Annotated in this window: 18 protein-coding genes; 1 reads left to right on the top strand and 17 read right to left on the bottom strand. The window is 39.8% G+C overall.

All coding sequences use genetic code 11. The features are described from left to right. Positions 1–46: 46 nt before the first annotated feature. The 4 genes from MHB42_RS02785 to MHB42_RS02770 all read right to left on the bottom strand — a co-directional run bounded on the left by MHB42_RS02785 (position 47) and on the right by MHB42_RS02770 (position 3,739). Positions 47–1,333 carry a UDP-N-acetylglucosamine 1-carboxyvinyltransferase gene (locus MHB42_RS02785; protein ID WP_340804263.1) on the bottom strand — a complete coding sequence of 429 codons (1,287 nt, stop codon included), beginning with the start codon at positions 1,331–1,333 and terminating at the stop codon, positions 47–49. Between the two features lie 61 nt (positions 1,334–1,394). Then, positions 1,395–2,045, bottom strand: a complete 651-nt coding sequence (gene fsa / locus MHB42_RS02780) for a fructose-6-phosphate aldolase (protein WP_340804262.1) — start codon at positions 2,043–2,045, stop codon at positions 1,395–1,397. Between the two features lie 147 nt (positions 2,046–2,192). After that, positions 2,193–3,047, bottom strand: a complete 855-nt coding sequence (locus MHB42_RS02775; RefSeq protein ID WP_340804261.1) for a class II fructose-bisphosphate aldolase — start codon at positions 3,045–3,047, stop codon at positions 2,193–2,195. Positions 3,048–3,379: 332 nt separating this feature from the next. Then, the gene (locus MHB42_RS02770) at positions 3,380–3,739 is read right to left on the bottom strand and encodes a response regulator (protein ID WP_340804260.1); all 360 of its coding nucleotides are present in this window, start codon (positions 3,737–3,739) and stop codon (positions 3,380–3,382) included. A gap of 162 nt (positions 3,740–3,901) precedes the next feature. On the opposite strand from MHB42_RS02770, the gene MHB42_RS02765 reads away from it, so the two are divergent. Next, the gene (locus MHB42_RS02765; protein ID WP_340804259.1) at positions 3,902–4,432 is read left to right on the top strand and encodes a DUF2529 family protein; all 531 of its coding nucleotides are present in this window, start codon (positions 3,902–3,904) and stop codon (positions 4,430–4,432) included. Between the two features lie 93 nt (positions 4,433–4,525). Here the strand turns inward: MHB42_RS02765 and MHB42_RS02760 are convergent, their stop codons facing one another. The 13 genes from MHB42_RS02760 to MHB42_RS02700 form a co-directional block, all read right to left on the bottom strand. Continuing rightward, positions 4,526–6,118: a CTP synthase gene (locus MHB42_RS02760; protein WP_340804258.1), complete on the bottom strand. Its 1,593-nt coding sequence runs from the start codon at positions 6,116–6,118 to the stop codon at positions 4,526–4,528. Positions 6,119–6,504: 386 nt separating this feature from the next. Beyond that, entirely contained in the window at positions 6,505–7,047 is a 543-nt protein-coding gene (gene rpoE, locus MHB42_RS02755) for a DNA-directed RNA polymerase subunit delta (RefSeq protein WP_340804256.1), read from the bottom strand. Between the two features lie 395 nt (positions 7,048–7,442). Next, positions 7,443–10,691, bottom strand: coding sequence for a fused isobutyryl-CoA mutase/GTPase IcmF (gene icmF / locus MHB42_RS02750; RefSeq protein ID WP_340804255.1), 3,249 nt, complete (start codon positions 10,689–10,691; stop codon positions 7,443–7,445). Between the two features lie 92 nt (positions 10,692–10,783). After that, positions 10,784–11,416, bottom strand: a complete 633-nt coding sequence (locus tag MHB42_RS02745) for a TetR/AcrR family transcriptional regulator (RefSeq protein WP_340804253.1) — start codon at positions 11,414–11,416, stop codon at positions 10,784–10,786. 3 nt (positions 11,417–11,419) lie between these two features. Next, positions 11,420–12,556 (bottom strand): acyl-CoA dehydrogenase, encoded by a 1,137-nt coding sequence (locus MHB42_RS02740; protein ID WP_340804252.1) that lies wholly within the window; start codon positions 12,554–12,556, stop codon positions 11,420–11,422. A gap of 60 nt (positions 12,557–12,616) precedes the next feature. Then, positions 12,617–13,753 carry an acyl-CoA dehydrogenase gene (locus tag MHB42_RS02735; protein WP_340804250.1) on the bottom strand — a complete coding sequence of 379 codons (1,137 nt, stop codon included), beginning with the start codon at positions 13,751–13,753 and terminating at the stop codon, positions 12,617–12,619. A gap of 59 nt (positions 13,754–13,812) precedes the next feature. Further along, a complete protein-coding gene (locus MHB42_RS02730; RefSeq protein WP_340804249.1) occupies positions 13,813–14,664 on the bottom strand; it encodes a 3-hydroxybutyryl-CoA dehydrogenase in 852 nt (283 codons plus the stop codon). A gap of 4 nt (positions 14,665–14,668) precedes the next feature. Continuing rightward, on the bottom strand, positions 14,669–15,868 hold the full coding sequence (locus MHB42_RS02725; RefSeq protein WP_340804248.1) for an acetyl-CoA C-acetyltransferase: 1,200 nt from the start codon (positions 15,866–15,868) through the stop codon (positions 14,669–14,671). 199 nt (positions 15,869–16,067) lie between these two features. After that, positions 16,068–18,260 (bottom strand): heterodisulfide reductase-related iron-sulfur binding cluster, encoded by a 2,193-nt coding sequence (locus tag MHB42_RS02720; protein WP_340804247.1) that lies wholly within the window; start codon positions 18,258–18,260, stop codon positions 16,068–16,070. A 220-nt stretch (positions 18,261–18,480) separates the two neighbouring features. Then, on the bottom strand, positions 18,481–19,044 hold the full coding sequence (locus MHB42_RS02715) for a cob(I)yrinic acid a,c-diamide adenosyltransferase (protein ID WP_340804246.1): 564 nt from the start codon (positions 19,042–19,044) through the stop codon (positions 18,481–18,483). A 13-nt stretch (positions 19,045–19,057) separates the two neighbouring features. Continuing rightward, a complete protein-coding gene (locus MHB42_RS02710) occupies positions 19,058–20,518 on the bottom strand; it encodes an adenosylcobinamide amidohydrolase (protein WP_340804244.1) in 1,461 nt (486 codons plus the stop codon). Then, on the bottom strand, positions 20,515–21,516 hold the full coding sequence (locus tag MHB42_RS02705; RefSeq protein WP_340804242.1) for a FecCD family ABC transporter permease: 1,002 nt from the start codon (positions 21,514–21,516) through the stop codon (positions 20,515–20,517). Before MHB42_RS02705 ends, MHB42_RS02710 begins: the two co-directional genes overlap by 4 nt. Continuing rightward, the gene (locus MHB42_RS02700; protein ID WP_340804241.1) at positions 21,513–22,484 is read right to left on the bottom strand and encodes an ABC transporter substrate-binding protein; all 972 of its coding nucleotides are present in this window, start codon (positions 22,482–22,484) and stop codon (positions 21,513–21,515) included. Before MHB42_RS02700 ends, MHB42_RS02705 begins: the two co-directional genes overlap by 4 nt. Positions 22,485–22,525: the final 41 nt, after the last annotated feature.

The raw sequence follows: 22,525 nt of genomic DNA, 5'->3' as shown, positions 1-22,525 counted from the left end.
AATTACCTCTATTGTAACATAGTTAGATGAAAACTTTTAGCTCTCATTATTCTTTTGCTTCTGCTACGCGTGCCATGATTGTTTCACGTCGAATATCAGCGCCCAAATCACGTAATTTTTCAATAAGTGAGCTATAACCGCGTTCAATATGGTAAATATCATGGATTTCTGTTTCGCCTTCTGCTAGTAACCCTGCTAAAACTAAAGCAGCTCCAGCACGAAGGTCTGTAGCAGTGACTGTAGAGCCATGCAATTTACTTGGGCCTTTAATAATTGCTGTATTGCCTTCTACACGAGCATTAGCATTCATACGACGAAGCTCGTCAATATGTTTAAATCGAGCTGTATAAATTGTATCCGTTACTTTTGAGGAACCAAATGCCTGTGACATTAACACAGCAAGCGGTTGCTGAATATCCGTTGGAAACCCTGGATAGACCAATGTTTTGACATCCACTGCCTGCAATGTTGCGAGATCGGTTTTTGGCACATAAATACTTTCTTCACCAATCTCAATTTTTACACCCATTTCGCGAAGCTTGGCAATAATCGCTTCTAAATGCAGTGGAATGACATTATCGATGGTAATCCCATCACCGACTGCTGCAGCCATAATTAAAAATGTTGCTGCTTCAATGCGATCTGGAATAATTGTATGTGCTGTACCATGTAGCTCTTCTACACCTTCAATACGGATAACACTTGTACCTGCACCTTTAATATTAGCTCCCATATTTGTTAGTAAAGTTGCAACATCAATAATTTCAGGTTCCTTAGCCGCATTTTCAATAACAGTACGTCCTTTCGCAAGAACAGCAGCTAGCATAATATTAATCGTTGCTCCAACACTTGCAACATCTAAATAAATTTTTGCCCCAATCAATTCATCCGCGCGTAAATAAATGGCTCCATGCTCATTGGTAATTTTCGCACCCAATGCCTCAAAGCCTTTAATATGTTGGTCAATTGGTCGAGGTCCTAAAAAGCAGCCTCCGGGCAAGCCAATTACAGCTTTTTTAAAGCGTCCAAGCATAGCGCCCATTAAATAATAAGAGGCACGCAGCTTTTTCACGTTGCCGTTTGGTAATGGCAATGCAATCATCTCTGTTGGATCAATGGTCATCTTGCCATCTTCAAACGTCACTTCCCCACCAATTTCCTCTAATAAAGCCTTTAACGTCCAAGCATCTGAAATTTCAGGTATCCCTCCAATAGTCACTGGAGAGTTCGCCAAAATTGATGCAGGAATTAAGGCGACTGCACTATTTTTTGCACCACTAACTTTAATTGTACCTTGTAGACGATTCTCGCCAGTAATTTTATAAACATCCATTTTGCGTTCTCCCTCATGATTGGAAAGTAGTTTTTTGCGATTGGCTCACTTTATAATCTTATTATTCGCTTTTTCTCTTATTCCAATCCGCTAAAAATCCTTCAATTCCTTTTTCCGTTAATGGATGGGTGAAAAGTTGCTTTAATACTTTAAATGGAGTCGTTGAAATATGTGCGCCCGCTAAAGCTGCTGCTGTAACATGCTGTGGATGGCGAACAGAGGCAGCAATAATTTGCGTATCGATATTATGGATTGTAAAAATATCTGCAATTGTTTCGATGAGCTCAACACCATTTTGACCAATATCATCTAAACGGCCGATAAATGGTGACACATATGTAGCACCTGCACGCGCAGCCATTAATGCTTGGTTGGCACTAAAGATTAATGTTACGTTTGTTTTAATGCCTTTGTTGGCAAAGAAGCGACAAGCCTCTAATCCTGCTGGTGTCATTGGTAGCTTTACTGTAATATTTGGCGCAATTGCAGCTAATTCCAAGCCTTCTTTAATCATACCTTCTGCATCAAGTGCAATCACTTCTCCACTTACAGAGCCGTCAACAAGCTCCGCGATTTCACGAAGACGATCATGGAAAGAAACATTCTCTTCTTTAGCAACTAATGATGGGTTTGTTGTCACTCCTGATAAAATACCCCATGCATGTGCCTCTTTAATCTCTTCAAAGTTTGCTGTATCAATGAAAAATTTCATACTATTTCCTCCTGATCATTCCTTAATTATATTTAGTCTTTGCCAAAATTCATGATTTCAAAAACAAGAGAAGGTCGATTGATAGCATCAACACTTCTCTTATTATGTGTATTTATCTATACTTTTTCCATATATGAAATGCAAAAATTATGCTTTTTGTGCACTACCAAATTCGCGGATTTTACCAATAACTGTTGCTTTAATCGCTTCACGTGCTGGCCCAAGGAATTTACGAGGGTCATAAACAACTTTATCATTGTCAAGAATTTCACGAATTACTTTTGTTGCTTCAATTTGATTTTCAGTATTGACGTTAATTTTAGCTGTACCTAATGAAATGGAGCGTTGGATATCCTTTGTTGGAATACCTGTACCACCATGTAAAACAAGCGGAAGGTCTGCTAACTTAGAAATTTCCTCCATTTCCTTAAAGCCTAGGTTTGGCTCACCTTTGTAAGGACCATGTACAGAACCAAGCGCTGGTGCTAAGCAATCGATATCTGTGAGCTCAACCATTTTACGGCACTCCTCTGGATCAGCATAAATAATACCGCCAATAACACCGTCTTCATCGCCACCAACTGTTCCTAATTCTGCCTCAACGGAAACACCTTTAGCATGTGCGTACTCTACTACTTCCGAAGTAATTTTGACATTTTCGTCAAATGGATGATGTGATGCGTCAATCATAACAGAGGTAAAGCCTGCATCAATTGCTTCTTTACATTTTGCAAAGCTAGAACCATGATCAAGATGAATCGCTACAGGAACTGTAGTACCATAAGATTCCATTAAACCTTTTACCATATGAACGACAGCGATAAAGCCGCCCATATATTTGCCTGCGCCTTCTGAAACACCAAGAATCACTGGTGATTTTTCTTCTTCTGCTGCCTGTAAAATTGCTTGCGTCCATTCAAGGTTGTTAATGTTGAATTGACCAACAGCGTAACCTTCTGCTTTTGCTTTAATTAACATCTCTTTCATAGATACTAATGCCATACTAAAAATCCTCCTTATAGGACTATTCTTTCTACATAAATATGCTCCTCAATCATAGCAAAAATAATAGCCCCTGAAAAGCAGGGGCTATTATTTTCTACACGAAAGCGCAGTGAAACGAAGCGTCAGTGTCCACCGAAGTGAAGTGAAACGCAACATAGGCTCTCTTGCCCCTGAAAAGCAGGGGCTATTATTTTTGCTATGATCTAAGGAAATACACGTGATTTAAGAGTAGATACCCGCGGAGTCCATGCTAATACACGCGGCTCTGAGCTAAATACGCACAAAATAACTAAAATAAAAACAGGCCGTGTAGCTACACCGCCCGTTAGTTAAACTTGTAATGTTTTATTAACCTCATCACGCACTTCAAAAATATCAAAAGGCTTTGTAAAGTAACGAATTGCTCCTAGCTTTAAAGCTTCTTGTACAACATCTAGCTCACCATATGCTGTCATCATAAATACTGGAAGCTTTGGCCATTTCTCTTTTAAACGTCTTAAAATTTCAATACCATCCATTCCCGGTATTTTCATATCTAATAACACACAATCCATCTCTTGCTCACTGGCAAACTTTAATGCCTCTGGTCCATTAGCTGCTAAATATGTCGTATAGCCTTCCTTTTTCAATACTTCATTTAATAGCAACCGAATCCCCTGCTGATCATCGACAATTAATAATCTTTTCACATTCCATCATTCCATTCCACCCTTTTTTATTTTATTGTTTCATAAAAATTTTCTTCATTATTAATTATTCGCCTTTTTCCGCGTAATACCTTCTAATATTGTAAATTATCTGCTTTTGCTTTCTATCTTGTCCACCTCTATAATATGGAGAGAGGTGGGAACATGTCAAAAATTTTAACAACACAATTAAGTGGTTTACTACAACGAATTACGCAAAATGAAGAAGATGCCATTGAGGAAACAGCAAGGCTCCTTGCACAAGCAGCCATTGGTGAAGGACATGTCTATTTCGCTTGCTTTGGTGAAATGCAAACGATTGAGCTAAATGCCTTGCAAGCAGTTGAGCCATTCCATAAATTGGTTCCTTGGACAGCAGATACGGTTTTAACGGAGGCAGATCGTGTTTGTATTTTTACCCGTAGTGCATATAACATAGAAGCATTAGCCTTAGCGGAAGAATTACATCAGCGCTTTATTCCATTTGCGGCTATTGCTAGTGAAGTGGCAAATGCCGACAATCCGCTGGCAGATTTAGCTTATACGTATATTTCTACACGTGTTAAAGGTGGTTTATTGCCAAACGATGCTGGACAGCGAATTGTTGTACCACATGCGCTTGCTGGTCTTTTTGTGTACGAAGCAATAAAAATAGCCTATGATGAAATGCTGGAATTTGATGAGGAAGAGCTGTAGAATAACAGAATTTCTAGTAAAGAAAAACCCAAACTATTTGTATGAAACAGCCATTTAGTGTTTCGTAATAGTTTGGGTTTTGTTATTTATTGTTTATTTAAATGTTGCTCCAATAAAGTCGCGGAACAATGGTTGTGGACGGTTTGGACGTGATACTAGCTCTGGGTGGAATTGGCAGGCTACAAAGAATTCATTATCAGGCAGCTCAATAATTTCCACTAATTTTCCATCAGGGCTTGTTCCTGAGAAGACAAGTCCTGCTGCTTCCATTGCCTCACGGTACTCGTTGTTAAATTCATAGCGGTGACGGTGGCGCTCATATACAAGCTCTTTGCCATAAGCTTTGCTTGCTTTAGAGCCATCTTTTAATTTACATGGATATAATCCTAAGCGTAATGTACCACCAATATCTACATTATCATTTTGATCTGGTAAAAAGTCGATAATTGGATACTCTGTATCTGCATCAAGCTCTGTAGAATGCGCACCTTTTAAGCCAAGAACATTACGAGCAAACTCTACTGTTGCTAGCTGCATGCCTAGGCAAATACCTAGGAAAGGTACATTGTTTTCACGCGCATATTGGATCGCTAAAATTTTCCCTTCAACACCACGATCACCAAAGCCACCTGGTACTAAAATAGCATCAACGCCTTTTAATAGGCTCGCTACATTGTCCGCTTCTACATGCTCTGCATTAATCCATTCAATATCAATATCCGAATTAAATGCATAACCTGCATGCTTTAATGCCTCTACAACTGAAATATAAGCATCTTGTAGTTCCACATATTTCCCTACTAACGCTATTTTTCTTTTATTTGGTAGATTTTTCACTTTTTCTACAAGGTCGCGCCATTCTTCCATATCTGCCTCTGGTGCTTCAATACCAAAATGATCTAGCACAATATCATCAATATCTTGTGCATGTAGGTTTAATGGCACTTCATATAAATGCTCCGCATCGCGAGATTCAATAATTTCATGTGGTTGCACATCACAGAATAAAGCTAATTTTTCCTTCATATCCTGTGGTACTTCTTGCTCTGTACGCACAACAATAATATTTGGTTGAATGCCTAGAGAGCGTAATTCTTTCACAGAATGTTGTGTTGGTTTTGTTTTTAATTCACCAGCAGCTTTAATATAAGGAATTAATGTACAGTGGATATACATGACATTATCATGCCCTAAGCTTGTTTTCATTTGACGAATGGCTTCAAGGAATGGCAATGATTCGATATCCCCTACTGTTCCGCCAACCTCTGTAATTACTACATCTGCATTTGTTTCACGACCTGCACGTTGGATACGATCTTTAATTTCGTTTGTAATATGAGGAATAACTTGTACTGTTCCACCATTGTAATCACCACGACGCTCTTTCTGTAATACAGATTGGTAAACTCGGCCTGAAGTTACTGTAGAATGCTTTCCTAGGTTAATATCAATAAAACGTTCATAGTGCCCTAAGTCTAAGTCAGCCTCTGCACCATCATCTGTCACAAAAACCTCACCATGTTGATAAGGGCTCATTGTACCTGGGTCAATATTGATATATGGATCAAATTTTTGAATCGTAACTTCTAAACCACGATTTTTTAATAATCGACCTAGGGATGCTGCAACAATCCCTTTTCCAAGTGATGATACAACTCCACCTGTTACAAAAATATACTTCGTCATGAAAAATTCCTCCTTATGATGTACTAAAATTGCTAGTTCCATTGTTTGAATCGGGAATATACCCTAAAACAAGAAAAGCCGAGAATGTCTACAAAAATGTAGTCGATTCGAAGCTGTAATCGGTTCTATCTCTTTATCACTTTCCTTTAAATCCTGAAACACTAACATGTAGTCAGCCAACGTTTACAATTGTATTGGGAGAACTGGACTGAACCAAGGTAAAAAATAAAAAAACGTTCCTCCTGCATAGGTTTGCAGGGGGAACGTATTATATACACGGTCTTTCTCCTTCTTTTAAGGAGCCCAAGTAAAAGATTAAACGTAACCGTGGTAGAAGTCAAGATTTTTTACTTCTTGCCTAGAAGAAAATTCTAAGCTTATTGCTCTTAAAGCTCTTCTTCTTCCTCTTCAAACTCTTCTTCTTCATCGATAAAGTCTTCGTCAATTTCTTCATCAATGTCTTCTAAGTCGTCATCATCAAAATCGATATCTTCTTTATCATCATCTTCTTCATCAAGCTCATCGTCTTCCACGAACTCTTCAAAATCTTCATCAAAGTCAATATCTTCTTCGTCTAAATCGATATCTTCTACAAGATCATCGTCCTCATCGAGAACAGCTTTTGATTTTTTCTTTTGTACCTTTACAGAAGGCGCTGTTTCTTCTTCAATTTGCTCTACTTTAAACCATTCACGTAAGCCCCAGCCTGTTTCTTGGTTAAATAAGAAACGCCCATCTATATTGATATCTGTGTAAAATTGCAGTAAGCGAGATTTTATTTCTTCATCACTATAGCCCACAAGCTCTTGGATAATTTTCAATAAATCATTAAAAGCTATTGGGGTACGTTTTTCATTTAAAATTGCATACGCTAAGTTAATTAACGACTCTTCAGCTAATTGTTCCTTTGTCATTTCACGAAAATTCAATTCGTGCACTTCCTTTCCCTTATCACAATGGTTTTAAAATTACATGATGCTTTATTTCCAAGCGCAGCAAAAAAGCTACGCAAAAGTCACTTTTCATATCATAAGCATAATACCCATTATATACAAAGTTTTAGCCCCTTTGCTAGCTTCAATTACTGTTTTTTATATTACGCATTTTTTTAATGCCTAGATAAAATAAGTAGACAGATAATAGCAATAGAGGAATAGCGCCAATTTGCTTATTATACAGGAAAATGGCTCCCAATACTAAAGCTACTATGATGATGTAGTGAAGAATCGATTTCATCCTCTACCGCGCCTCCTCTTTTTTACAGTTCTATTATAACTAAAATACAAAAAAGTGCCTAATCCGAAGACTAGACACTTCAAATAAATTACATATTACGGCGATATTGTCCGCCTACTTCATATAAAGCTTTCGTAATTTGCCCTAAACTAGCTACTTTCACCGTTTCCATTAGCTCCGCAAAAATATTGCCATTGTTGACAGCCACTTCTTGTAAACGAGCAATCGCCGCTGCGCTTTCGTCCTCATGCTCCTTCCAGAAAGCATGTAAATTACGTATTTGTGTTTCCTTCTCCTCTGTTGATGCACGTGCAATTTCCATATTGTCAATATCTGCATCAGAAGGTGGGTTCGGATTTAAGTACGTATTAACACCAATGATTGGTAGCTCACCTGAATGCTTAAGCATTTCATAATACATAGACTCCTCTTGAATTTTACCTCGCTGATATTGTGTTTCCATTGCCCCTAGTACGCCACCACGATCATTAATGCGATCAAATTCTTCAAGAACCGCTTCCTCTACAAGGTCTGTCAATTCTTCCACAATAAATGCACCTTGCAGTGGATTTTCATTTTTCGTTAAGCCATGCTCTTTTGTAATAATCATTTGAATAGCCATAGCACGTCGTACAGATTCCTCTGTAGGTGTTGTAATCGCCTCATCATAGGCATTTGTATGCAATGAGTTACAGTTATCCTGTAATGCCATTAATGCCTGTAATGTTGTACGAATATCATTAAAATCAATTTCCTGTGCATGTAAACTGCGACCAGATGTTTGAATATGATATTTTAGCTTCTGTGCACGCTCATTTGCACCATATTTATCGCGCATAACAATCGCCCAGATACGACGAGCTACGCGCCCAATAACTGTATATTCAGGATCAAGCCCATTGGAGAAGAAGAATGATAAGTTTGGTGCAAAATCATTAATATTCATGCCACGGCTCAAATAATACTCTACATACGTAAAGCCATTTGCTAATGTAAAGGCTAATTGAGAAATAGGGTTTGCTCCAGCTTCCGCAATATGGTAACCAGAAATGGAAACAGAATAATAGTTACGCACCTTATGGTCTATAAAGTATTGCTGAATATCTCCCATTAAACGCAACGCAAACTCTGTCGAGAAAATACATGTATTTTGCCCTTGATCTTCCTTTAAAATATCAGCTTGTACTGTACCACGTACAACCTGCAATGTTTTTTCACGTGTCTCTGTAAATTCTTCAACTGTCAAAGTTCGACCAAGCTCTTGCTCACGTAATTTTACTTGCTGATCAATTGCCGTATTCATAAACATTGCTAAAATAATTGGTGCTGGACCATTAATCGTCATAGATACAGATGTGGACGGTGCACATAAATCAAAGCCTGCATACAGCTTTTTCATATCCTCTAATGTACAAATCGATACACCTGATTCCCCAACCTTCCCATAAATATCTGGACGATAATCAGGGTCTTCACCATATAATGTAACCGAGTCAAATGCTGTAGATAAACGTTTAGCATTATCATCCTTTGATAGATAATGGAATCGTTTATTTGTACGCTCTGGTGTGCCTTCACCAGCAAATTGACGCTTTGGATCTTCCCCCTCACGCTTGAATTGGAAAACACCTGCTGTATATGGAAATTCGCCAGGTACATTTTCTTTATAGACCCAGCGTAATATCTCACCATAGTCCTCAAATTTTGGCAATGCTACCTTTGGAATTTTTGTGCCAGAAAGACTTGTTGTTTTTAAAATGGTGCGTATCTCTTTGTCACGTACCTTTGTCACAAATTCATCTCCAGCATACGCTTCTTTTAAAGACTGCCAATTATCTAAAATACGCTTGGATTCCGCAGTTAATTCATCTCTGACACCTTCTGCTAAAGAAGTAAGTGAAGCGACAAGGGCATCATCTGGTGCTTTTTCCTGCACCGCTGCAATAGCACCCTCTAATTGGAATAAGCGTCTTGCAAATGCCACCTGCTGCTCTGTTTTTTTATGATAGCCCCGAACAGTATCCGTAATTTCACGTAAATAGTAGCGGCGATCATTTGGAATAATAACATCTTGCTTTTGCGTTTTAGCAAATTGCTCATAGCTTGTTTCCCAATCACTGCCTGTTTTTTGATTAATAATATTTACTAATGCGGCAAATAATGCATTTGTCCCTTTATCATTAAATTGACTTGCAATCGTGCCATACACTGGCATATTTTCAAGTGACTCATCCCATAGCTCGCGCGAACGTTGATATTGCTTTTGCACTTGACGTAATGCATCCTCAGAGCCTTTACGCTCAAATTTATTGATGGCAATAACATCAGCAAAATCAATCATATCAATTTTCTCAAGCTGTGTTGGTGCACCAAACTCACTTGTCATAACATACATGGATAAATCTGTGTATTTTGTAATTTCGGCATCACCTTGACCAATACCACTTGTTTCCACAATGATTAAATCATAGCCTGCTACGCGTACAACATCTAGCACATCGCCAATGGATGCAGATAATTCAGTACGAGAGCCTCGTGTTGCTAAGCTACGCATATAGACACGATTATTAAAGATAGCATTCATGCGAATTCGATCTCCAAGCAATGCCCCGCCTGTTTTTTGCTTTGTTGGGTCAACCGAAAGAATGGCTACACGCTTATCAGGAAACTCTTTTAAAAAGCGACGAATCAGTTCATCTGTTAAAGAGGATTTACCAGCGCCCCCTGTTCCTGTAATACCTAAGATCGGTGTGCCCTTTGAACGCTTTCTTGCTTCCTCTAGCATTTTTTGTGTTTCTTCATCTGCATTTGCCTCGGCAGCTGTGATTAAATTCGCTAAAATTTCGGGTGTTTCAGGCGTTAATGCCTCTAGCTTTTCTAAATAGTTACCTGTTGCTGTTGAGAAGTCTGTTCCTTTGATTTGCTCATTAATCATTCCTTGCAGCCCTAAAACACGGCCATCCTCTGGCGAGAAAATGCCTGCAATTCCGTAATCATGGAGCTCCTTTATTTCACGCGGTAAAATAACCCCGCCTCCACCACCATAAATTTTAATATGTGGTGCACCTTTTTCACGTAGTAAATCGTACATATACTTAAAGTATTCCATATGCCCGCCTTGGTAAGAGGAGATGGCAATCCCTTGTGCATCCTCTTGTATCGCTGCATTTACGACTTCCTCTACAGAACGGTTATGACCTAAATGAATTACCTCTACACCGCTAGCTTGCAAAATGCGACGCATAATATTAATCGAAGCATCATGTCCATCAAAAAGGCTTGATGCTGTTACAAAACGTACGTGATTTTTTGGACGATATACTTCTACCTTTGTCATCTGAAATCCTCACTCTCTCCCTGAATAAATTGAAAAAAGCCGACAATTGCATGATCGCTGTATGCAATTGCCGACAACCCCTTTACGAAATATTAGAACCCCTTTATGCCTGAAATGAACAATGTAATTTGCATTTCAATAAACTCGTCAATGGAATGCTGACGATGTAATGCCCATTTACGGAATGCCCAACTTTGCCCTGAAACGACTAAGTTATTGGCTGCTAAATGGATTTGCTTGTCTGTCATTGTTAATTCACCAGACTGCACACAACGTTTTAACAATCGCTCAAAGGTAGCAACCATTTCAAACTCTTTACTAAAAACATAGCGTTGTGCTTCTTTGGATAATGATTTTGTTTCCTGATACATAATGGTTAGCTCATCAACCATGTGATCGATTTGCAGGAAGTATTCTCGAATCATTTCTTTTAATTCTTCAATTGTTCCTGCCTTTACTTCATAGCTTGAAAGTCGCTCCATCGCATGATGATAAATGCTATCACATACAAGGTATAAAACGTCTTCTTTCGTTCGGATATATTCATATAACGTACCGATACTAAAGCCTGCTGCTTTTGCGATCTCTCTCGTTGTAGCACGATGGAATCCTTTTTCTTTAAATAGCTTAATAGCTCCTTGAATCATTTGCTCACGACGCATGGCGATTAAATTTTCATCTTTTACAGTTGACTGTACTTGGGGCCTTTTCTCTTTTTCTGGCATCCGTTATTTTGTTAGCATACGCGAGATTACTAGACGCTGAATCTCCTGCGTGCCTTCATAAATTTGGGTAATTTTTGCATCACGCATAAAGCGCTCAACAGGATAATCTTTTGTATAACCATAGCCACCAAATACTTGAACCGCCTCTGTTGTTACACTCATTGCCGTATCGCCAGCCATTAATTTCGCCATTGCAGATGCTTTACCATATGGTAGGTTATTAGATTCTAACCAAGCAGCTTGGTATGTTAGCAGTCGAGATGCCTCAATTTGAGTTGCCATATCTGCTAGTTTAAAGGATACGCCTTGATTAGCAGCGATCGGCTTGCCAAATTGTACACGTTCTTTTGCATAGTCTACTGCTGCATCTAATGCTCCCTGCGCAATACCAACAGCTTGAGCCGCAATACCATTACGTCCACCATCTAATGTTGTCATCGCAATTTTAAAGCCTTCTCCCTCAGCTCCAAGCAGATTTTCCTTTGGCACACGGCAATTATCGAAAATAATCTCCGTTGTAGGTGATGAACGAATACCTAGCTTTTTCTCCTTTTTCCCTACAGAGAACCCTTCGAATCCTGCTTCTACGATAAATGCAGATGTACCATGCTTTGCTTCTGGGTCTGTTACTGCAAATACAATATATGTATCCGCTACTCCACCATTTGTAATAAAGATTTTTGAGCCATTTAAAATATAATCATCACCATCACGCTTCGCATACGTTTTCATACCACCTGCATCTGAGCCTGAGCCTGGTTCTGTTAAGCCGTATGCACCAATATGCTTCCCTTCAGCCATTGGACGGAGATATTTTTGCTTTTGCTCTTCTGTGCCAAACTTATAAATCGGCCAGCCAGCTAGTGATGTATGTGCAGATAATGTTACTCCTGTTGAAGCACAAACTCGTGATAACTCCTCAACAGCAATGACATATGCGAGGTAATCAAATCCTGCGCCACCATATTCCTCTGGCCATGGAATACCTGTTAACCCAAGCTCCGCCATTTTATCGAATATCGCACGGTCAAATTCTTCCTTTTCATCACGTTCTGCCGCTGTTGGTGCTACTTCATTTACTGCAAAATCACGAATCATTTCACGTAATTGCTCATGCTCTTCTGTTAATTGAAAGTTCATTGTCCATTTCCCCTTTGCATTAAACTTTGTTTGATTGTGATACTCTGGATTGAGCGCTTATTATTTCAATAAATGTTTGCTAATGACCAATCGTTGAATTTCACTTGTACCTTCATATATTTCTGTCACTTTGGCATCGCGGAAATAGCGTTCCACAGGGTAGTCCTCTGTATAGCCGTAGCCACCGAATACTTGAACAGCCTCAATTGCCGTTTGTACGGCTGTACGTGATGCAAAAAGCTTAGCCATTGAGGCTTCCGCTCCACATGGTAAGCCTTTCGCACGTAAATCTGCTGCACGATAGACTAAGAGCTTTGCTGATTCAACAGCCGTAGCCATATCCGCAAGCTTAAAGCTAACTCCCTGCTGAGCAGCAATCGGCTTGCCAAATTGAATGCGCTCCTTAGCGTAGGCTGTTGCAGCTTCAAGTGCTGCTTCTGCAATACCTAGAGCTTGTGCGGCAATACCAATTCGACCAACATCTAAATTAGCCAGTGCAATTTTAAAGCCTTCTCCCTCTTTCCCCAATAGGTTGTCGGCTGGAATTCGGCAATTATCAAATGTTAGCTGCACTGTACGTGAGCCATGTAAGCCCATTTTCTGCTCATCTTTGCCAATAATAAGCCCCGGTGTACCTTTTTCTACAATAAACGCAGAAATCCCTCGTGTTTTCTCCGCTGGATTAGTGGAGGCGAATACAATATATACATCAGCCTCTCCACCATTTGTAATAAATGCCTTTGAGCCGTTGATGACATAGTCATCGCCATCTCGTACTGCCTTGGATTGTAAAGAACCTGCGTCTGAGCCAGCACTTGGTTCCGTTAAACAAAATGCACCTAAATATTCCCCTGTGGCAAGCTTTGGTACATAGCGTTTCTTTTGTTCATCATTGCCAAAATAAATAATTGGATTTGTTCCAACAGAAGTATGCACCGATAAAATAACACCCATTACAGCGCTTACTTTTGATAGTTCATGAATCGCAATAATATACGATGTAAAATCCATCTCTGAGCCACCTAGCTCTTCTGGCGTTGTAATGCCCATTAAGCCAAGCTCGCCCATTTGTTCAAGAAGCTCGCGTGGAAACTCCCCTGCTTCCATACGCTCGATCCATGGCTGAATTTTTTCCTGAGCAAACTGACGCACCATGTCACGCATCATCAATTGCTCATCTGTAAATTGCAAATGCATCTATCATGTCACCCCTCTAAGTTGTCACGTAACATTTGAATAATCCCATCCCCATAGCATTATTCATATACGTAAAAGCCTCTTCCTGATTTCTTTCCTAGCCAGCCTGCTGCCACGTATTTACGAAGCAACGGGCACGGACGGTACTTACTATCGCCTAGACCCTCATGTAAAATTTCCATAATGTATAGGCATGTATCTAAGCCAATAAAGTCAGCTAATGTTAATGGTCCCATCGGATGGTTCATCCCAAGCTTCATGACATTGTCAATGGCTTCCTTTGTTGCTACCCCTTCATAAAGCGCATAAATTGCTTCATTAATCATTGGTAGTAAAATACGGTTTGAAATAAAGCCTGGAAAATCGTTTACTTCCACAGGTGTTTTAGCTAACTTAAGTGTCATTTCTTCAACCGCCTTGTATATCTCGTCAGCTGTTGCTAAACCTCTAATAATTTCAACAAGCTTCATCACAGGTACAGGATTCATAAAATGCATACCAATAACCTGCTCTGGACGCTTTGTCACCGCTGCAATTTCTGTAATTGGTAGTGAAGAGGTATTTGTCGCTAAAATAGCATGTGCTGGTGCAATCTCATCAAGCTGCTTAAAGATCGTTTGCTTGACATCCATATTTTCGACAGCAGCTTCAATAACAATATCTACACCACTAGCATCCTGTAAATCTAAGGATGTGTGAAGTCGTCCTAAAATAGCTGCTTTCTCTTCCTCGGTTTTACGTCCTTTTTCAACATCACGCGATAAATTTTTTATAATAACCCCTAATCCACGCTCTAAAAATTCTTGTTTCACGTCATTTAATGTCACTTCATAGCCTGCCTGTGCGCAAACTTGTGCAATACCGGAGCCCATTTGTCCTGCCCCAATGACCATTACTTTTTGAATTCCCATCTGTTTAGTCCCCCTGTTTTGGTACTTCAATCATAATTGCATCGCCTTGCCCACCGCCTGAACAAATAGCTGCAATGCCAATACCACCGCCACGGCGCTTTAACTCCTGTGCAAGTGTTAAAATAATGCGTGCTCCAGATGCACCAATTGGATGACCTAAAGCAACTGCTCCACCATTAACATTGACTTTTTCTGCATCTAAATCTGCTAATTGTGTGCTAACTAAGGCAACTGCTGCAAAAGCTTCATTGATCTCAAATAGGTCAACATCTGCTAGTGATTTATTGGTCTTTTTCAATAATTTATTAATAACAAGCCCCGGTGTTTGTGGGAAATTTTCTGGTTCAATTGCAAGCTCTTCATGACCAATAATAAAGGCTAGTGGTTCCCGACCTTCACGTGCAGCACGTTCCTCACTCATCACAACAAGTGCACATGCTCCATCATTTACTCCTGGTGCATTTCCTGCTGTAATCGTGCCCTCCTTATCAAAGGCTGGCTTTAGCTTTGCTAATATTTCCATAGATGTACCCGCTCTTGGTGCTTCGTCTGTAGCGACAATAAGCGGTTCGCCTTTTCGCTGTGGAATTTCTACTGGTACGATTTCCTCCGCAAAATAGCCTTTTTCAATAGCCGCAAGCGCACGTTCATGACTGCGTACAGACCACGCATCCTGCTCTTCACGGCTTAATGAAAATTCTCTAGCTGTTGTATTACCATAGTTCCCCATATGTGGTCTTGCTTTATCAAACGCACATGTTAAGCCATCATAAAGCATGCCATCGACCATTGTTGAATCTCCCATACGTAAGCCTGTTCGACCATTTAACAAGTAATATGGCGCATTGGACATAGACTCCATACCACCAGCAACAATCACCTCTTCGTCCCCTAATCGAATCAGTTGATCTGCCAATGTTACTGCGCGCATCCCCGACGCACAGACTTTATTGATTGTTTCGGTTTTTACACCTATTGGTAAATTAGCTTTGATAGCAGCTTGTCGTGAAGGAATTTGCCCCTGTCCCCCTTGTAAAACAGAGCCTAAAATCACTTCATCTACTTCCTCTGCTGCTAGATTTGCTTTCTCTAATGCCCCTTTGATTGCAATCGCACCTAGATCACTTGCCTGCAATGCTGCTAGTGAGCCACCAAACTTACCAAATGCTGTTCTTGCTCCTGCTAAAATTACAGCTCTATTCAAGTAAAACACCCCTTTTGTTTTACATTCACAATGAAGCGGCGAAGTATCATTAATTGACTGAACGCTCGCTCGACTTCTACCGATGAAAAATGGGAGTATCAAATGCCACTCCCATTTCCATTTAATCTTATTCTACAAAACAATTTTTTAATGTGCAATTTATATTTTTCAGATAATGAAAATATTGCTGCAATAGCAATTACTTTTCTGCGTTTGATTCTCCATTTTCTATCGAGGCCACTACTTCTTCAAGTGTTTCCTCACCTGAAGTTTCCACTGCTTTTACCTTTTCCCCAAATACTGAACGCTCCAATAATTCTGCAATATCAAATGTGCCAATGGCATCTTCAACCTCTTTTGCCTTCGTACCATCCTCTAGCATTGTTAAGCAATAAGGGCAGCCAGAAGAAATAACGGATGCATTCGTTGCTAAAGCTTGCTCTGTACGAGCTACATTAATACGGTTGCCGACATGCTCCTCCATCCACATTAAGCCACCACCTGCACCACAGCACATTGCTGTTTCGCGATTACGCTCCATTTCTACCAGTTTGACCCCTGGAATGCCACGTAAAATCTCACGTGGTGCATCATAAACGTCATTATAACGACCTAAGTAGCAGGAATCGTGGAAGACAATTGTTTCATGAACCTCATAATTTAACGCTAGTCGATTTTCTTCAATTAGCTGGTTCAATAATTCTGTATGGTGATATACCTCACCCTTCCAGCCAAAATCTTGATATTCATTTTTAAAAATATTGTACGCATGAGGATCAATTGTTACGATTTTTTTCACATCATTTTTGACGAATTCATCAATATTAGCTGTTGCTAGTTCCTGGAATAAAAATTCATTTCCTAAACGGCGAGGCGTATCCCCTGAGTTTTTCTCTTTATTACCTAAGATTGCAAACTTCACGCCTGCTTCGTTTAATAGACGACAGAAAGCTAAAGCAATTTTTTGTGAGCGATTATCAAATGCACCCATTGAGCCAACCCACAATAGATATTCCATTTCCTCGCCAGATTTCTTTAGCTCTTTTACTGTTGGAATATGGATTGTTGGGTCTAAATCACGCCAATTTTCTTTTTCTTTACGGTTTAAGCCCCAAGGATTGCCTTGTCGTTCGATATTTGTCATTGCACGTTGCGCATCTGGGTTTACTTTCCCTTCCGTCATTGTTAAATAACGACGTAGGTCAATAATTTTATCCACATGCTCATTCATTACTGGACATTGATCCTCACAGTTACGACAAGTTGTACAAGCCCAAATCTCTTCCTCTGTAATAACATTGCCAATTAAAGATGGACTGTAAATATCTTCAATTACTGCACCTTCAGCACCAGCTGCCATTGCAAGCTGATTACCCTTTGTATTCGCAAAAAATTGATAAGGAACCCATGGCTTTTGCTTTGTCACAACTGCACCTGTAAATGTTAAATGATCACGTAGCTTTACGATTAAATCCATAGGTGATAGCATTTTTCCTGTTCCTGTTGCTGGACACATATTTGTACAGCGTCCACATTCTACACAGGAGTATAAATCAAGCATTTGCTTTTGTGTGAAGTCCTGTATGCGTCCAACCCCAATTGCAGGCATTTCCTCTTCACTCTCAGCATTTTCTAAAGCTTCAAAATCGATTGGTGTTAATGTACCTGCTCGATCTAAGCGATTCATATAAACGTTAAGCGGACTAACAATTAAGTGGAAATGCTTAGATTGTGGTACATAGACAAGGAATGTTAATAGAATTAAAAGGTGTGCCCACCACATTACATAAAACACACCAGCGGCAACTGATGTAGGTAGGAAGCCAAAAATAGCAGCAATGCTAGAAGCAACTGGCTCTGTATATGTTAGCCCTTCACCATGCCAAATTAACCCCATACCATTCGCGATTAATGTCGATACCATTAAGCCACCAATGAAAATCAATACTAGTCCATTTTTCCAGCCACGTTTTAAACGTACTAGCTTTTCAACATAACGGCGGTAAAATGCCCATACTACCGCTATTAAAATCATTAAAACAACAAGCTCTTGGAAGAATGTAAAAACACCATAGAAAATGCCTAAAGGCAAATGTGAGCCCGGTGCTAATCCTTTCCAAATTAAATCAATGGCCCCTAGCTGCACCATTAAAAATCCATAGAAGAACATTACATGGATTAAACCACTTTTTGGATCTTTTAATAGCTTATTTTGACCAAATACATTGACCATAATATAACGCAGTCGTTCTTTAACACTTTCATCAAACTCAACCTTTTTTCCCAATTGCACATACTTATAGCGTGTTTTTAACAGATAGAAGAACAACCCTACTGCATAAAGCACAACCACGACTGTTAAAATAATATTGGCAATTAATAATGGACTCATGGTTGGTCCCCCCCTTTAATTTGTCGCAATTTCTCTCTTTGTGGCAAATTTGCTAGTTCATACAGAAATGTACGTCACTTAATCATTATATTCCTATTCTAATAAATGAGTGAGCATTCAGTCAACATAAAACAGAAAATCTTTCTGATAATTTTCTATTCTTACATTTTACAAGAAAAAAAGCCACCCTGATTTTTTCAAAGTGACTCTTTCAGCTAAATTATTTTTTAAAAACATTTCCGCTGCGAATATATTCAACATCTGCTACATTTAATCGGACATTGACAACACGTGCTGCTGCAAATAAATAATCGGATAAACGGTTTAAATATTTTTGTACAACCTTTGGTACATCTTCGACTTCTTTCATAAGTGTTACCATTTCACGCTCCGCTCGGCGTGCCACTGTACGTGCAATGTGTAGAGTTGCCGCAGCTGGTGCACCTCCCGGTAAAATAAAGCGTTGAAGAGGCGGTGCTTCATCTGACAATGCATCAATACGAGATTCTAACACTTCAATCGGCTGCTCTGTTAGCTTATAATGGCGCTCCTTCATCACATTAGCAAGATCACCGCCAGCATCAAACAGCTCATGCTGAATCGTTTCTAGGTCTGTTAAAATATCCTGAAACAGCGCTGCATCTAATTCACTAACAGCCTTGCCAATAAAAGAATTTAGTTCATCGATGGCTCCATACGCCTCCACACGCAAACTATCTTTATCAACACGTCCACCAATAAGGCTTGTTTTCCCCGTATCGCCTGTTTTCGTATAAAGCTTCATTTCCCTCATCCTCCTAGGACTGACTTTTATAATTCTTAATAGCCTGAACTGTTGTTTCAAAAACACCCTTGGCAATTATTTTTCCTACCTCTGTAATCGGGCCAGCATACAGCATTTCTTCCCCTTTTTGTGTTGCAGCAATTAACAAGCTATCCGTAGCTGTCCCTGTAGCAATTGTTCCGCTACGTGCATCATGAATATTTTCTGATTGCAGCGCTTTTGTCTTCGCCTCAGTAGCGGTCATTGTCGCCTGTAAAAATGCCTCCTCAGATAAGCAGCCATTAATAATCACCCATGTATTAATTGTACCAATATATGGCTCATCCTGCCGTTCATACACACGCGATACATCAACCGCATTGCCAACACCAGCTGTTACAGCTACTATCATATTGCCAAAGGGTGCAGAAAATTCATTGATTGCTACAAGAGATGTTGGCACTGCCGTTAGCATTACCACCGTGCTCGTAGGTGCAAAATTTTCTCTCTGTAAAAATTCATTGACCTCTCGTTTTACATCACTAATCACATAATCACCTGGCACTGAACGATTTAATAAGCAGGTATACCAGCCAATGCCGGGATTATGTACGGCTGAAGATACTGTTTTTAAAGGAATTTCTGATTGTAGCTGAATATAATGCTCCGTTATTGTAAAATGCTCTTTTTGAATAATAGCACGTTGCTGCCGATCACTTGTTGTAGGCATTATTGTAATTTGGGGCTTTGGAATTTCAGGATGTGCATAGGTTGCTACTCTTGCTTGATAAACATCTTCAATTTGTGAGGCAATAATGACTTCATGTGGTGCGCCAAATGCTCGCATCTGCCCGCTCTCCATTAGCAATAATTCATCACAATAAAGCGAGGCTAAATTCATATCATGCAATACCATCACAACTGTTAAACCACATTCCACAGCCTCTTTGCGCACCATATCTAAAATTTGACGTTGATGGGCAATATCTAGATGGTTTGTTGGCTCATCTAGCAATAAAATTTCTGCGGTTTGAGCAAGTGCCTGTGCCACAAATACTCGTTGCTGCTCTCCACCTGATAGAAATTCCATCGGTGTATGCTCATAACGTTTAACGCCTGTCTGCAGCATCGCATGTTGGACAGCCTGCTCATCACGCTCAGACCAGCTAGCAAAAAAGCCTGTTTGGTGTGGATAGCGTCCAAGCGCAACAACCTCTCGCACACTATTGGAAAAGGCATTAGCATGTAGCTGCGGTAAAACAGCCATTTTTTTCGCTAGAGCACGTGCATTATAAGAAAGAATAGGTTTCCCATCAATCGCAATTGCGCCTGTAGCAGCTGGCAAAATACCGCTTATAACCTTTAATAATGTAGACTTTCCACTACCATTGGGTCCTAAAATACCAAGCACTTTTCCCTTTTCAACCGTAAAGCTAATATCTTTGACAATCGGTGTATCTTCATAGCCACCTGACAGATGTTTAACAACAATCATGCCCGCACCCCCTTGCTTTTACGCTGCTTATAAAAAATATAAGAAAAAACGGGCGCTCCAATAAAGGCTGTGATTACACCAATAGGCAGCTCTCTTGGCAAAATGATTGTACGTGCTACTAAATCACAAACAATTAGTAATGTTGCTCCATTTAAAAATGATAGTGGTAGCAAATGACGATGGTCAGAGCCCCAAATCATTCGTGTCATATGTGGCACAACTAATCCTACAAAGCCAATTGTACCAGACACTGCTACAGCAGCTCCTGTTAGCATAGAGCCACCTGCTAAAATGATATACTTACTACGCTTCACATTAACCCCTAAATGCCTAGCACGCTCCTCACCATATAATAAAACATTTAGCTCTCGTCTTTGTGTCCACAGCATAAGAGAGCCAATCACTACGAATGGGATAATCATTTGTACATATGGCCAGCCTCGCATCGATACCGAGCCAAGCAGCCAGCCCACTACTTGTCGTAGCTCCTCACCCGATAAAGCAATCATTAAAGAAATCAATGAACCTAAAAAGGAGCTAAAAATAACACCTGTTAAAATCAATGTTTCCATCTTCAATGAACGATCTATCGCTCTCGCAAAGGTCATCACAATAATCATTGTAAAAATCGCACCAATCATGCTGAAGATTGGCAACGTATACAGTCCTACAGCAGGGATTGATATACTTAAAAAAATTGTCATTACCGCACCAACAGAAGCACCAGAAGAAACACCTAATGTGTAAGGGTCAGCTAATGGATTTTTTAATAATCCTTGGAAAGCAGCCCCTGCAATCGCAAGAGAAGCCCCTACTAGCCCTGCTAATAACACACGTGGCAAGCGAATTTTCCAAAAAATATTGGCGGCCGTTTCATCAACCGCCTGATTCCATAAAATTTCAAATGGAATATGAACTGAGCCTATTGCTGCACCGCACCAAATACTGATGATAAGAAGCATGCATGCTACGAAATAGGCTCCTGTTATTTTTTTCACTCAAATACCTCTGGGTGGATCGCTTTTGCTAATTCCTCAAGTCCCTCTGCTAAACGTGGTCCTTGACGGCTTGTTGTACTTTCATCTACTTGCACGATTGCATTATTTTTCACGGCATTTACTGTATCAAAGCCAGCACGCTGTGGAATTTTTGTTAAAATATCTGGTACATAGTGGTATGTCACGATCAGCACATCTGGGTTTTTCGCGATAATTTGCTCTGCATCAATCTTATACCAATCTTCACCATCTGCTGCTACATTTTCTGCATGAAGCATTTCTAGCATAGCGTTCATAAATGTACCATTACCAGCTACATAAATATCTGGCTCATCGGATGCTTCTACTAGGACTTTCTTAGGCTCAACATCCTTCACTTTAGCTTGAATCTCTTCTACCTTCGCCTTCATATTAGCGATGATTTTTTCAGCCTCTGGTAGCTTCCCTGTAGCACGGCCAAGCTGCTCAATTGTTGCATATGTTTCATCAAAATCCTGTGCATTTTTCACAACAAATACTTTTACACCTGCTGATTCGAGCTGTGCAATCGCTGCTTCTGATAAGGACATGCTAGATTCATGTGAAAACACAATATCTGGCTGTAGGGCAATAACCTTCTCAATATCGTACTCCATACCACCAACCTTTTCCTTATCAGCAGCCTCAGGTGGGTAATCATCATTATCTGTCACACCTACAATTTCATCATTTAAACCAAGTCCAAATAATATTTCTGTATTACTCGGAATAAGCGAAACAATTTTCTTAGGAGGCGCTTCAAGTGTAATCTCCTTCCCAAGCGCATCTGTCATTGTCATTGGGAATGTAGCTTCATCCTCCTGCGCTGTACCTTGCTCTGTTTGTGACTCGTCCGTTGAAGGCTTAGTATTCTTATCTTCCTGTCCACAGGCAGCAAGTATACCAATTGCTAAAAATGCGGATAACCCTATTTTCCAAAACTTCTTCATTATAATCCTCCTTATTTATCTACCGTTGCTTTGAATAATGG

Origin of the sequence: Lysinibacillus sp. FSL K6-0232 (assembly GCF_038008325.1) — a bacterium.
Classification (GTDB): Bacteria; Bacillota; Bacilli; order Bacillales_A; family Planococcaceae; genus Lysinibacillus.
This window is presented reverse-complemented; position numbering and strand designations above follow the sequence as displayed.